General features: G+C 47.2%; 10 protein-coding genes and 1 riboswitch. Of the genes, 9 read left to right on the top strand and 1 reads right to left on the bottom strand.

Annotated elements, in window-relative coordinates:
• From Q0Y54_RS07565 to Q0Y54_RS07535, 7 genes are all read left to right on the top strand, one after another.
• Positions 1 to 950 (top strand): methyl-accepting chemotaxis protein (locus Q0Y54_RS07565; protein ID WP_297965910.1); only part of this gene is annotated, 950 nt, incomplete at its 5' end.
• 274 nt (positions 951 to 1224) lie between these two features.
• The gene (locus Q0Y54_RS07560) at positions 1225 to 1986 is read left to right on the top strand and encodes a hypothetical protein (protein WP_297965908.1); all 762 of its coding nucleotides are present in this window, start codon (positions 1225 to 1227) and stop codon (positions 1984 to 1986) included.
• A 468-nt stretch (positions 1987 to 2454) separates the two neighbouring features.
• Positions 2455 to 3549 carry an aminofutalosine synthase MqnE gene (gene mqnE, locus Q0Y54_RS07555; protein WP_297965906.1) on the top strand — a complete coding sequence of 365 codons (1095 nt, stop codon included), beginning with the start codon at positions 2455 to 2457 and terminating at the stop codon, positions 3547 to 3549.
• Between the two features lie 33 nt (positions 3550 to 3582).
• Complete coding sequence (gene mqnE / locus Q0Y54_RS07550) at positions 3583 to 4671, top strand: aminofutalosine synthase MqnE (protein WP_297965904.1); 1089 nt, start codon at positions 3583 to 3585, stop codon at positions 4669 to 4671.
• The gene (mqnC, locus tag Q0Y54_RS07545; protein ID WP_297965902.1) at positions 4672 to 5694 is read left to right on the top strand and encodes a cyclic dehypoxanthinyl futalosine synthase; all 1023 of its coding nucleotides are present in this window, start codon (positions 4672 to 4674) and stop codon (positions 5692 to 5694) included.
• A gap of 1 nt (position 5695) precedes the next feature.
• The gene (locus tag Q0Y54_RS07540; protein WP_297965912.1) at positions 5696 to 6544 is read left to right on the top strand and encodes an MTAP family purine nucleoside phosphorylase; all 849 of its coding nucleotides are present in this window, start codon (positions 5696 to 5698) and stop codon (positions 6542 to 6544) included.
• A 24-nt stretch (positions 6545 to 6568) separates the two neighbouring features.
• Positions 6569 to 8701: a M13 family metallopeptidase gene (locus tag Q0Y54_RS07535; RefSeq protein WP_297965900.1), complete on the top strand. Its 2133-nt coding sequence runs from the start codon at positions 6569 to 6571 to the stop codon at positions 8699 to 8701.
• Between the two features lie 72 nt (positions 8702 to 8773).
• Here Q0Y54_RS07535 and Q0Y54_RS07530 read toward each other — a convergent pair whose 3' ends face one another.
• Positions 8774 to 10084, bottom strand: coding sequence for a Na+/H+ antiporter NhaC family protein (locus Q0Y54_RS07530; RefSeq protein WP_297965898.1), 1311 nt, complete (start codon positions 10082 to 10084; stop codon positions 8774 to 8776).
• Positions 10085 to 10521: 437 nt separating this feature from the next.
• Here Q0Y54_RS07530 and Q0Y54_RS07525 point away from each other — a divergent pair, with 437 nt between their 5' ends.
• Both Q0Y54_RS07525 and Q0Y54_RS07520 read left to right on the top strand, forming a co-directional pair.
• Positions 10522 to 11829, top strand: a complete 1308-nt coding sequence (locus tag Q0Y54_RS07525; RefSeq protein ID WP_297965896.1) for a GGDEF domain-containing protein — start codon at positions 10522 to 10524, stop codon at positions 11827 to 11829.
• A 231-nt stretch (positions 11830 to 12060) separates the two neighbouring features.
• A riboswitch (glycine riboswitch) is annotated at positions 12061 to 12164 on the top strand.
• Positions 12165 to 12268: 104 nt separating this feature from the next.
• Positions 12269 to 13693, top strand: a complete 1425-nt coding sequence (locus Q0Y54_RS07520; RefSeq protein ID WP_297965894.1) for a sodium:alanine symporter family protein — start codon at positions 12269 to 12271, stop codon at positions 13691 to 13693.
• The last annotated feature ends 409 nt before the right edge of the window (positions 13694 to 14102 follow it).

Below are 14102 nucleotides of genomic sequence, written 5' to 3'. Positions count from 1 at the left end.
TGTTCCTGCTGGTAGGGGCCATATCAGTGTACATTATCAATCGAAAAATGGATGCTGTTTATGCCGTTACCAATACCATGAATACCATTGCTGCCGGTGACCTGACTATGCCTGATGTTCAGGTAGAGGGAAATGATGAGCTGGCTCAGCTGGCCACTAATACCAATAAGATGAAGAATATCATGCATGAGCTGATGAAGAGCATCGGCGTGTCGGCCTCCCAGGTGGCGGCTGGCTCCAAGAATATTTCCGACAGCGGCAATTTGCTGGCCCAGGGGGCTACCACCCAGGCAGCTTCCGTAGAGGAGCTGTCGGCCACCATTCAGGAAATTACCAATCAGACTGCCCAAAACGCCCAGAAGGCAGAGCATGCCAACCAGATTACCTGTGAGGCCAATAGCAAGGCGGATATGGGCAACAGGCGCATGGATGAAATGCTGTCGGCCATGGGGGATATAAACGACTCTTCCAATAATATTGCCAAGATTATCAAGGTGATTGATGAAATCGCCTTTCAGACCAATATACTGGCCCTCAATGCAGCTGTGGAGGCTGCCCGGGCCGGACAGCATGGCAAGGGCTTTGCTGTGGTAGCCGAGGAGGTACGGAACCTGGCGGCCAGAAGTGCCAAGGCAGCCAAGGAGACCACCGATATTATTGAGGAATCCATTACCAAGGTCAATATGGGAACCCGGTTGGCCAACGAAACCTCGGAGGCTCTTAAGAGCATTAAGGAGGGGGTTGATGAGGTGGCCTCCCTGGTAAGCGAAATAGCCGATGCCTCCGTAAAGCAAAATTCTTCCCTGGAAATGCTTAATCAAGGTGTGGTACAGGTGTCAAATGTGGTTCAGACCAATTCTGCCACAGCAGAGGAAAGTGCCTCTGCTTCGGTGGAGCTCAGTGCCCAGGCTGAGCTGTTACAGGAGGCTGTACGTCAGTTTAGGGTCTGAGTCTATAGTGATGGCCAAGGCTTAATTGTCGTATTACGCCAAGTCCTGGGACGGATTTGAGTTTGTAGTGGTGGATGCTGAAGCTTTATTATCTAAGGTCAAAATAAAATAGGTGAGAATCTGATATAATATTGGTATATTTGCGGTTTCTCACCTATTTTTATAGAAAAATTAGTAAATTTATAGTAGAATGTGTTAAGGAGTAAGTGATTTGTTTCGCTTATTATAGTAGGAATGATTTTTATGTTGTATTGCCAGTGGGAGGTGGCGCATTATGATGAACAATCTGAGGCACGCTGCAAGGCAAAGGGGACAGGGGATTGTCGAATATGCATTGTTGCTTGCGCTCATATTAGGTATTGCTATAGCGTTGAATAGCAATGGGTTAGGTACGGCTATTACCGATACCTTTGATAGGGTGGCTCATGCTCTGGGAATTGAAACAGACTGGGATAAGTGGAGCAAAATGAATGGCGATGAGCTGTTAGCTGATTCAGCGTCTGCAGATGACCGTTTGAAGGCTGATAGGGAATTTTTGAGTAATATTGGCCGGCATTTCCTGGGCATGACTAAGAGTGAGATGGCCAGTATTTTAGGTGTATCCGAGGCTGAATTGGATAAATTGGATGGTACTAAATCAGATGGTAGTCCCCAAAACGGCTCCGTTTTGGTAGGTCATTTATACGAGGCAAGGGATGCAGATGGAAACCTTACGCAAACTGGTTATGATTCCCGAACAGAGAACAATGCTCAGTTAGACAATTTTTATAATTGGGGCAGCAAGGCCCAAGACGGTACATCCTATGATTCCTCCCATCGTTATCTGGTTTCCGATTATGCTCTTTCCAACAGCCAGAATCATTACTATAATAATGATGTGACGACTGGTAATGGTATACACATAATGGATGTTGGCTTTGACAACAGTGGCAAGGTAACAAGTGTAAATTTGGCGGTTAATCCAAAATCTGGTTCTGTTATTCAGGGAAAAACCAGTAAGGCAGATCTTAACGTTACAGTAAGAGAGAATAGGTAAGCAGAATACCATATAAAACAGAGGCTGGCGTTTGCTGGCCTCTATTTTTTTGCACCTATATCTACCTATTTACCTCCCGTTAATGGAAGGTAAGGTATTGGCGTTACTCAAATTTTATTTGGTAAAGCTCTAATAAATGGAAAAAATATAATAATTGCTGTATAATGTACTTTGTATGCAAAAGAATAAGGCTAATCATACACTTAAATGAGACTTATTCAGCGGGAGATTTATATGCCTACTGAATTTAGTCTGATTAATCCAGAGCTTTGCGGACGTATCCAAGAGGCAAAGCCTATTGGTTAATACGTCCCATGCGAAAGTGTCCTGCAAAGCAAGACCATGGTCTTAGCTGAGCAGCTGACACTGACCGCTATGGGTGCTTTTCTACCACCTAAGAGTGGGGAGACTTAACATCCGTTAGCCTAGGGTTAAAATTACTAATATAGAAATTGAGGGATATAAGCTTTGTACGCAACCAATGAATATGCCGATATTGAGCAAAAAATCGTAAATGGAGAACGGCTTTCACGGGAAGATGGTATCCGTCTTTTTAATTGCCATGATATTGCCTGGCTGGGGAATATGGCGGATATGGTCCGCAAAAGAAAATGCGGGGACATAGTATATTACAATGTAAATTGTCACGTAAATCTCACTAATATTTGTACCTCCCATTGTAAATTCTGTGCCTTTGGCAAGGATCAGGACAGCAATGGGGCCTATGCCTTTAGCATTGAACAGGCCCTTGATGTGGTACGGGATGCCAAGAAGGATCCTAATCTGGCCGGCCTTCACGTGGTAAGCGGCCTCCATCCGGAGTGGAGCTTTGAGGATTATTTGGCCCGTCTCCAGGCCCTCCATAATGAATTTCCGGAATTGTACCTGAAGGGCTTTACCGGGGTGGAAATTACCCATTTTGCCAAAATTTCCGGCCTTAGTATTGAAGCTGTACTAAAAAAATTAAAGGCAGCCGGGCTAAAATCCATTGCCGGGGGCGGTGCAGAAATTCTTTCCGACAGAATACGCAATGAGCTGTGCCCCAACAAGGCCACGGCTGATGAATGGCTGGCAGTGGCCCGGACGGCCCATAGGCTGGGCATTAAATCCAATGCCAGTATGCTCTATGGTCACATCGAGACCCTGGAGGAGCGGGTGGAGCATCTGCTGAGGCTGCGGGAGCTGCAGGACGAAACCGGTGGCTTCCAGACCTTTATCTGCTTCCCATTTTTGCCGAAAAATACAGAGCTGGGCAAGCAGATAAAGCAGACCACCATGTGGGATGACCTTAGAACTATGGCTATTTCCCGCCTGATGCTGGATAATTTCCAAAACATCAAGGCCTATTGGGTAATGCTGACGGTGCCGGTGGCCCAAATCGCCCTGGGCTTCGGGGCCAACGATATTGATGGCACCATTCACAAGGAAACCATCCTCCATGACGCCGGGGCCACCAGTCCGACGGCCCTCAGTGAGGACAATATTATCAGGATTATTCGGGAGGCCGGCCGCATTCCGGCTGCCTGTGACTGCAATTTCAATATTTTGCGTCGGTTTGACTGAATATCAGGTTAGTTCTTAAGGAGATTTACCACAATGACTGAAGAAGCTATAAAAACGGCAAGGGCAAAGGCTGAACAGGGGGAACGTCTGACCCTGGAGGATGCCCTGGCCCTGTATGAGGATAATGACCTTCTTTTTCTTGCCTCCTGTGCCCGTAAAATGAAGGAAAAGAAAAGCGGCAAAAACGTATATTATAATGTAAACAGACATATTAATCTCACCAATATATGCACCTCCAACTGCCCCTTATGCGCCTTCCAGTGTGAGGAGGGAGACAAGCGGGGCTATGTCATGGAGACTGAGGACATTGCCAAGGTGTTGGAGGAGGCCAAGCAGGTACACAATCTTGGGGAAATTCACATTGTTAGTGCCCTGCATCCCACCAAGACCTTTGATTACTATTTAAATGTGGTGCGTCAGGTGAAGGCGGCTCTGCCCCACGTGGATATTAAGGCCTTTACCCCTGTGGAAGTGGTGCATTTCAGTCAGATGACCGGTAAACCCGTAAAGGAAATCCTGGAAATTTTGCAGGAGGCCGGTCTGTCCTCCCTGCCGGGGGGCGGTGCAGAAATACTAAATGACCGGGTGCGGAAGGAAATCTGTCCGAAAAAGGCCACCACAGCCCAGTGGATTGAAACCATAAAGGCAGCCCATGAGCTGGGGATACGTACCAATTGCTCCATTATGTATGGCCATATTGAGACCATTGAGGAGCGGCTGCAGCACCTGTTTACCCTGCGGGATATTCAGGACGAAACCGGTGGCTTTCAGGCCTTTATTGCCTTTCCTTTCCATCCGGCCAATACTCAGCTTAGCCATTTAAAGCGGGTGGGCTCCTGGGAGGATATGAAGATGATTGCCATATCCCGCCTGATTTTGGACAATATTGACCATGTAAAGGCCTTCTGGATTATGCTGACCACCCCGTTGGCCCAGCTGGCCCTGGGCTTTGGTGCCGATGATTTGGATGGCACCATCGGAGAGGAAAAGATTATTCATGAGGCCGGGGCCAAGACCGATACCGGTACAACCCGGGAGCGGCTGAGAAGGCTGATTACCGAGGTGGGAATGGTTCCTGTGGAACGGGATACCTTCTATCATCCAATAAAGGAGGTGGAATAAATGCGTATGGAATCCAAGGAGGCCGTGGAGCTTCTTACCAGCGGTGACCCGATAGAAATGGGCCGGGCAGCTGATGCCGAACGCCGCAAACGGTTTGATGATACCGTGACCTTTATCGTGGACCGAAATATAAATTATACCAATGTTTGTAAAAACGAATGTCGGTTTTGCGCCTTTTTCCGGCGCAAGGACCATAAGGATGCCTATTTGCTCACCAATGAGGAAATTTTGGCCAAGGTACAGGAAACAGTGGATGCAGGGGGAACCCAGCTTATGATTCAGGGTGGACTGTACCCTGATTTGGGGCTGAAATATTACGAGGATATGCTGCGGGCCATTAAGAGCAGATATGATATAACCATTCATTCCTTTACCGCCACCGAAATCCAGCATTTTGCCTATCAGGAGGGTATTTCCATATTGGAATGCCTTAAGAGATTGCAGGCTGCCGGTTTGGACAGCCTTCCGGGCGGGGGTGCGGAAATTTTGGTGGACGAGGTTCGCCGACGGGTCAGCCCGCAGAAAATCATGACTGAAGATTGGCTTCACGTTATGGAGTGTGCCCATTCCATCGGCATGGAGTCCACTGCCACCATGGTTATCGGCCTGGGGGAGACTATGGCCCAGCGCATTGAGCACATGGAGCGCATCAGGCAGCTCCAGGACAAAACCGGTGGCTTTAGGGCCTTTATTTCCTGGACCTTCCAGCCCAACAATACTGAGCTGGGAGGCGAAAAAGTATCAGGCTGGGATTATATGCGCAATCTGGCCATGAGCCGCCTCTATATGGATAATATCAAGCATATACAGGGCTCCTGGGTCACCCAGGGAGAGCGGATAGGCCAGCTGACCCTGGGCTTTGGTGCCGATGATCTAGGCAGCATTATGCTGGAGGAAAATGTGGTGCGGGCCGCCGGTACCGCCTATGATATGTCCATTAACAAAATGGTGGAAATGATAAGAGGAGCCGGCAAAAGGCCGGCGCAACGCAATACCAGGTATGAGATTCTACGGAGGTTCTGAGATGGCGGAGGAAATGATACCAAGGGCGGATTATGCTGTGGTAGGGGGCTCCGGTACCCTGTCCAGCAATTTTCCTGCCAACGTCAAGGATAAGGATGTTAAGCTTGTAGCGGATAATTTATATTTTGATACCCCATACGGCAAGAGTCCAGCCTTCCGCCACTTTACAGTGGGGGAAAAGCAGGTTCTCACGGTACGGATGCACGGCTGGCGCAGCGGTGTTACCCGGGCTGATGCCTCCCGTCAGGTGTTCTGGGTTTTCCGGGAAGCCGGGGTAAAGCGGATTATTTCTGAGGGTGGCGTAGGTACGGTAAACAAGCTGTTGGATATCCGGGATTTTATGGTGCCCGATGATTATCTGGATATGTCCATGCGCAAGGATGTTATGCTGGATGGCCGGTACCTGCTGATTATGCGGGATGCCCTGTGTCCGGAGCTGCGGGAGGCCCTTATTGAGGCTACCCGGAAGCGGTTTGACGGCCGTATATTCACCCGGGGTACTTATGCCGTAACTGATGGACGCCATTTTGAAAGCCCGGCGGAGGTGGCTATGCTTAACGGTCACGCGGATATCATCGGTCAGAGCATGTGCCCGGAGGTGTATTTGGCCCGGGAAATTGGGGCCTGCTATGCGGGACTTTATTTTACGGTTAATTATGGCGAGGGCATCAAAAAGTGGTCCCATCAGGATATGACGGATATATTCTACGATGATGCCCCTATGATTGGTGAGATTATTTTAGAGACCATCCGGAATGTGGCGGCTGAGGACAGGCATTGCCAGTGCCTGGAGCTGCGCAAGGAGACCCTGTTGAAGGACGTATATAATCAGGAATCCGCCAAGGGCTAACGGTATGAAATTGCAGGTGATGGTATGCCCTTAATTAAATTGAAAGTGAAGCTGCTGACCCTGGCCATGGCGGCTGTCCTTGTATTTTTCCCTAATTTCTCCCAGGCAGCCCATGTTAATGATGCCACCCAGACTACGGTAATACTGGAGAAGGAGGAGCCTGAGCAGCACCCTCAGGAGGAAGCCAACCAGAAATATATCAGTGCCAATAAACCCATTGCAGCCGGGGGCGATCCATGGCTGGATGTGAGTGTTATTGACAAGAAGCATGAAATCCCCAGCTTTTCTGCCCAGGACAATTTTTATTCCTATAATAATGATTATTGGCTGAAGCAAATGGGAGAGTATGGCATCAGCTCCTCCTATGATGTATTTAATGAAATAAACAGCAAGGTGGATTATAATATTGCCAATTTGCTGGAAAGTCCCATGTTATTTTCCCATGATGGGGATCTTTGCCAAAAGGTATACAATATGGTGAAGAACTGGAACCGGCGGGACAAGATTGGGCTTAAGCCCCTGATGGATGATGTTCAGGCCATTGAGGCCATCAGGACCATGGAGGATATGGATAACTATATCATCGGCCAGGAGGTGCCCAACAGTGCCTTTTGTGAGCCGGATTTGCAGCCGGATTTAAACGATACCCGGCTGTATGCCATGAATATAATTCCCATGGGCCTTACTCTGGGGGATGCGGCGGAGTATGCCAAATTGACGGTATTTGGTAAACGACTGAAGGCGGCCAATGATATGGCGGCCAAAAAGATGATGCTGCTGGCCAAGTACAACGAGGAGACGGCCAAGGAGAAAATTGCGGCCATGTATCGCCTGGAAAATGCCCTGGCACCCAGTATGTACACCCGTGAGGAAACCTCCAAGGCCGATTTTCTGCAACGGACCAACAATCCGGTCACCCTGGAGGAGCTGGAAAAAATGGCTGGCCCCTATCCCATAATAGCTTACCTGAAAAAATACGGGCTGGATAAGGCCCAGCGGTTTTCCGTACCCAATCCCGCCTATATAAAGGCTCTGGCGGCCTACTACACTGCGGAGCATCTGGAGGATATGAAGGATACCCTTATTGTATATCGGATGCTGGAAAATATGGAAATGCTCAACGCGGCGGCCAATGATATTGCCATGGAGCATAGCCTGGCAGTGCGGGGCTATAAGGGCAGTGTGCCCGATTGGGTTCTGGGGGTAGAATACGTAAAGGCGGCGTTGCCGGGCCCTCTGTCCAACCTGTACGCTGAAGCCTATTGTGATGTGGACACGAAAAGGGATATCGAGAAAATTATTTCCGATGTGACCAATAATTATAAAAATATGCTGGAAAATGAAACCTTCCTGTCCCCTGAGATGCGGCAAAAGGCCATTAATAAGCTGAATAATTTAAAGGTTCGGGCTGTAATGCCGGATAAGCCCAAAAAGTGGTCGGATATCAAGCTGAATAAGTGCAAGAATTTGATTGATGTCCGCAATGCCCTGTTAAAATGGGAAATAGGTGACTATCTCAAGCGGATGAACGGGGAGGTGGAGCTGGACTGGACGCCCTGCTATGTGGTTAATGCCATGTATAATATAGCGGATAATTCTATTAATATTCCCGCAGGAATTTTAAATGGGGTATTTTATTACAGCGGCTATTCCTATGAGGAGAAGCTGGGGGGCATCGGCATGATTATTGCCCATGAAATTTCCCACGGCTTTGATACCACCGGCTCCCAATTTGATGAAAACGGAACCATGGAGGAATGGTGGACCCCTGAGGATAAGGCTGCCTATAATCAACGGGCCCAACGGGTGGTGGATTATTTGGACAGCATTACTGTCTATGACGGACTCCACTGTAACGGGGAGCTTAACAAGAGCGAAACCATCGCTGATATAGGGGGAATGCAATGCCTTTTGTCCATTGCCAAAACCAAACCGGACTTTGATTACAAGAAATTTTTTAATCAATACGGCAAGCTGTGGCAAAGCGTTTATACCAAGGAATACGGTGAGCTCCAGGTCAATACCGATACCCATCCATTGCCTTATTTACGGGTAAATATTATATTGCAGCAATTTGACGAATTTTGTAAAACCTACGATGTGAAGCCAGGTGACAAAATGTATCTGGCCCCGGAAAATCGGATTTTGGTATGGTAAAAAAACTCTGCTGTCAGTCAGTACAGGTCTGTACGTGATTAACAGCAGAGTCTTTTTTTTGTTTATATGATATTAATCGTCGATGCTGGGCAGGAATACGAAGAGTATGGAGCTTATCAGCAACAAATATGGATAAAGAAGATATGGCAGCACGTGGAAGGCTGACAGCTCCCAGCCCAGGCTGGCGGCTATGGACAGGGCAACCAGCATTTGGGCACCGTAGGGTAATATTCCCTGGAAGATACAGGAAAAGGTATCCAACAGGGAAGCGGACTCCTTCGGTGAAATGTTAAAGCTTTCAGAAATCTGTTTGGCAATGGGATTGGTCATAACAATGGCCACGGTGTTATTGGCGGTGGCAATATCCATAAAGCCTACCAGCATACCGATGCCCAGCATTCCTCCCTTTTTGGTACTAAATACCTTATGTACGGTGGAAAGAAGGGCATTGAAGCCTCCGTTGTAGGCAATCAGGCCACCAATACAGGAAACCAGGATGGCCACCATGGCCGTTTCAAACATGCCGGAGGTACCCTTGCCAATATTGGCCAGATAATCCAGGAAGGTTACCTCACCCATGCCCAGCATAAGCAGGGAGCCGCTGATAATACCCACCAGCAGAACTCCGAATACATTAAAGCCCATGATGCCGCCAATGAGAACCAGCAGGTAAGGAATGATCTGTATCAGGTGATAGTCCTGTATGTTCAGTCCCCCTGCCGGCTGCTCCAGGGTCAGGACGTATAGGGCTATAATGGTAAAAAAGGCTGCCGGAACGGCGATTTTAAAGTTGGCCTTGAATTTGTCCTGCATCTGACAGCCCTGACCATTGCAGGCGGCGATGGTGGTGTCGGAAATGAAGGACAGGTTGTCGCCGAACATGGCTCCTCCCATTACGGTTCCCACACATAGGGGCATGGGATAGCCGGTACAGCCTCCGATGGCAATGGCAATGGGAGTGATGAGGGTAATGGTCCCCACCGAGGTGCCCATGGCCAGAGATACAAAGGCACTGATCAGGAATAAAACAGGGATGGCATAATCCGCCGGTATCATGGACAGAAGGAAATAGGCCACGCTTTCCGCACTGCTTCGGCCAAGGACTCCGACGAATATCCCCGCCATGAGAAAAATCAGCACCATGGTAATGATGTTAGGATCAGCCATGCTCCTGGCCATTATCTTCAGCTTTTCATTCATGCTGATATCCATTGCCTGGGCACAGGCCACCAGCAGGGCCACCATAAAGACAACCACCACTGAAACGTTATAGAAGCCCATTGGTACCTTCATGATATATTCCAAGGTTATACCCAGCCCTAAATAAAGGAACACAAATACTGCAATAGGCAGCAGGGCTCCAAAGCTTTTTTTATTTTCCACTATCCGTCCTCCTAAAAATTTTCTCCCCATGGGGCGTATTGGTCAATTGGCTTTGTCTCCTGGATACGTCCCCAAGGCAGGGGGTAAAACTCGACTAAATTCAGATGGACCATAAAGCTCCACATGTATAAGTCTTTTTTTTCAACAATACATTATACATTATCTGATGGTTCCTGTCATGGTTCAAACTGGAGATATTAGCTGTCACTCCATGGAATCGCAGAAAAAATTGTTTTCTATCAGGTGAAATAGCTAAAAAAATGACAACTTGTGTTGTTTTTATTGTAATTTTATATTTTTTCCTTGTAAAAGCAGGAAAAACAGATTTTAAAGGCGAAATAACCTAGAGATGTAATGTGATATGTTAATTGAGATTTTAACGGGTATTTGAAATGAGTGCTTCATACGGAACTATGGACAACTTCATAAAACAACATATGGATACGCTTCATGAGCGGGATGAGGAATTTAAGGAGCAGATGGCTATTATAAATTCCATGGCCCAATTTTATATTTACATCTATTCCTTTGACCTTGTAACGGAAATGTACAAGGAAATCTTTGTGGCCACAAATCAAGTCCGCACCATTATGGGACCTACGGGAAATGTTCCCCTGTCTGTAAAGGATATGTGCCATATGCTGCTGAAGCCGGAATACATTGGAGGCATGTTGAAATTTACCGACCTGAGTACCATGGAGGAACGTCTCCATAACAAGCGGTACATTACCTATCAATATGAGGCCCATAATGTTGGCTGGCTGGAGGCTATCCTGTTTCCTGGCCTTATGGATGAGGCAGGGAACATGGTTAATGTAATTTTTGCTGTTCGTGATATTAATTATGAAAAAAATAAGGAAACCCAGCTTATCTACAATTCTTATGTGGATGATTTAACCCAGCTCTACAATCGCAAGATGTACAACGAAAATATGCTGGACTACAGCAAATCTAAAATGCAAAGCAATCTGGTATTTATTTCGGTGGATGTGAACGGTCTCAAAATCGTCAATGACAGTCTGGGCCACGATGCCGGTGATGAAATGATTGTGGGAGTGGCGGACTGTCTGAAAAAAGCCTTTGACCCCTATGGACGTATCTATCGGCTGGGGGGCGACGAATTTGTGGCGGTAATCTATATTTCTCCAGCGAATTTACCACGGCTTATCGGTCAGTTTAATGACTCTGTGGCCAATTGGCATGGCAGGCTGGTGGATAGCCTGTCCATATCTATGGGGTATGTCACCAAGTCAGAGTGCTGTGACAAGACCATCTTTGAAATGGCCCGCGTAGCCGATGAGCGCATGTACCGGGACAAGGAGCAGTATTATGCCCTAAAGGGAGTGGACCGTACCGGCCGACAAAGTGCCCATAATGCCCTTAGCTGTATGTACGAAAAGGTTTTGAAGCTCAATCTAAAAGCCAACAGCTACCAGATAATTCATATTGATGAGAATGAATTTAATGATTTTAACAATATGCGCTATACCCTGTCAGTGGATATCAAACGGTATGCCGAGGCAGGCTATATTCATCCCGACGACAAGAAAAAATATTTAGGGGCCATGGATATGGATTTTCTGCGGGATTATTTTGGCAGCAACAATCAATATTTTATTTTTTATTACCGTCGAAAGGTAAATGGCAGATATATGGATGTAACCACTGAAATGGTACGGGCTGATGATTATACTGCCGATAATCAGACCCTGTTTTTATTTGTAAAAAGACATATATCCTGTTAATACTGGCGGCACCGGCTTTATATGTGAAGTATGATGTTTTTACTCCCCCTTAAGGGGTGGGCGTCTTAGCACCTGTGGACATCAATAAACAAGTTTTTTTCAGGGAAAATATGGAATTTCTTGGCACAAATACAAATATCCTGTTGACATGTACATGAAAGAGTGGTATATTACTCAATGTTAACTGCATTAATCCGAAGAAGTCATCAGAATGCGGAGCAAACTGGTGATGGAGGATACTCTGGAGAATCCCATTAAATTGGGTGCCGAAGGTGCAAGGTTTACATTTTTATATGTAAACTGAATCTCTCAGGCAAAAAGACAGTGAGAATGAGTAACAGGCCAGTAATATTCACAGGTTATATGGCGTTGTTTCGTTGATTGTCGTACAGAGTATCTTCTTCGGAGGATACTCTTTTTTATGTTGGGGGATATGATTATGGATTACTTATTGGAACTCGTACAGATGGTCAATACCTATTTATCAGATTACATTCTATGTATTTTGCTGATTGGTTTGGGCCTGTATTATACCATTCGGACCCGCTTCGTTCAGGTTCGCTGTTTGGGGGAGGGCTTCAGACGGTTCTTTGGCAATTTTTCCCTGCATGGGGAACAGGGCAAGGGGGGCATGAGCTCCTTCCAGGCTCTGGCCACGGCTGTAGCTGCCCAGGTAGGTACCGGTAATGTGGTAGGTGCCTCCGGTGCTATACTCACTGGTGGTCCCGGGGCTATTTTCTGGATGTGGATTATCGCCTTCTTCGGCATGGCCACCAACTATGCTGAGGCTGTACTGGCCCAGGAGACCCGTGTCGTTAAGGAGGACGGCACTGTTCTCGGTGGTCCGGTGTATTATATTCGTAGAGCTTTTCCAGGGGCCTTTGGCCGATTTTTAGCTGGCTTCTTTGCCGTAGCCATTACCTTGGCCCTGGGCTTCATGGGCTGTATGGTTCAGTCCAATTCCATTGGTGAGACCAGTGAGGCAGCCTTTGGTATTCCGGCTTGGGGCATTGGTATTGTCATTGCCCTGTTGGCAGGCTTTGTATTCATCGGTGGCACGAAGCGCATTGCCCGTATTACCGAGAAGCTGGTACCGGTTATGGCAGTATTTTATATTATTGGCGGTGCCGTTATTCTCTTGGCTAATTTTGAACGTGTACCGGAAGCAGTTTCCCTGATTTTCTACTATGCCTTTAACCCGGAGGCAATTATCGGCGGCAGCTGGGGTATGGCCATCAAGACCGCCATCAGTCAGGGCGTAAAGCGGGGCCTGTTCTCCAATGAGGCCGGTATGGGCTCCACCCCCCATGCCCATGCACTGGCCAATGTGGCCAAGCCCCATGATCAGGGTGTGGTAGCCATGGTTGGCGTGTTCATTGATACCTTCGTAGTGCTCACCATGACAGCCTTGGTAGTAGTCACCACCCTCTATACCGGTGATGGGGTATTAGCTGGGGGAGCTGCTGAGGGAGTATCCAAGACCAATATGGCCCAAATCGCCTTTGGCAGTCTGTTCGGCAGCAGCCTGGGCAGTGCCTTTATTGCCATAAGTCTGTTGTTCTTTGCCTTTTCTACTATTCTCAGCTGGAACCTCTTTGCCAAAATCAATGTGGAATATCTCATGGGCAAAGCAGCGGTGAAGGTGTTCTCCGTTTTGGCTATTTGCTTTGTATTCATGGGCTCCTGCCTGTCCAACAACCTGGTATGGGAGCTGACGGATATGTTCAACAACCTGATGGTAATTCCCAACTCCCTGGCCCTGTTTGCCCTTAGCGGTGTGGTGGTAGGTCACACCGATGCCGCCAAGAGCCAGGAGCCCGAGGATGAGGATAACCGTCAGTACATCGTACAGGCGGAAAACTAAATAGGGTTATCTAAAATTGGTATAAATTTAGATGGATATTCTGAACAGGAACTGGAAGCTATTATAGCCCCACAGTGATGTAGATTAGCCAGAAAAAAACTCCCCTTGGTCAACTAAGACCAAGGGGAGTTTTTTATCTGTTGGCTTATAACGAGCTTTAAGATGTCCCCCACCTCTTTAGGTGGGGGAAAACAAACTACAACAGCTGGCGAGCATATCTCCCAGCTCGTTGAAACGCTAATTGGAAGATTTTTCTTCTAAAGAAGAAAAATTTGAACAATGGCGTTATAATAAATTCTCCTTAATATTAACCTGCGATTTTTATATAGACATTATATTTTTTTGAAGCAGATATATCGTAAACGTCAAAATATAGTATGCCTCAATAGCAAATAAAAAGCAGCCCGTA

This window comes from uncultured Anaerovibrio sp. (assembly GCF_947302755.1).
Taxonomy (GTDB): Bacteria; Bacillota; Negativicutes; order Selenomonadales; family Selenomonadaceae; genus Anaerovibrio.
Note: the sequence above shows the minus strand (reverse complement) of the source record. Positions and strands in the feature narration are given on the sequence as shown.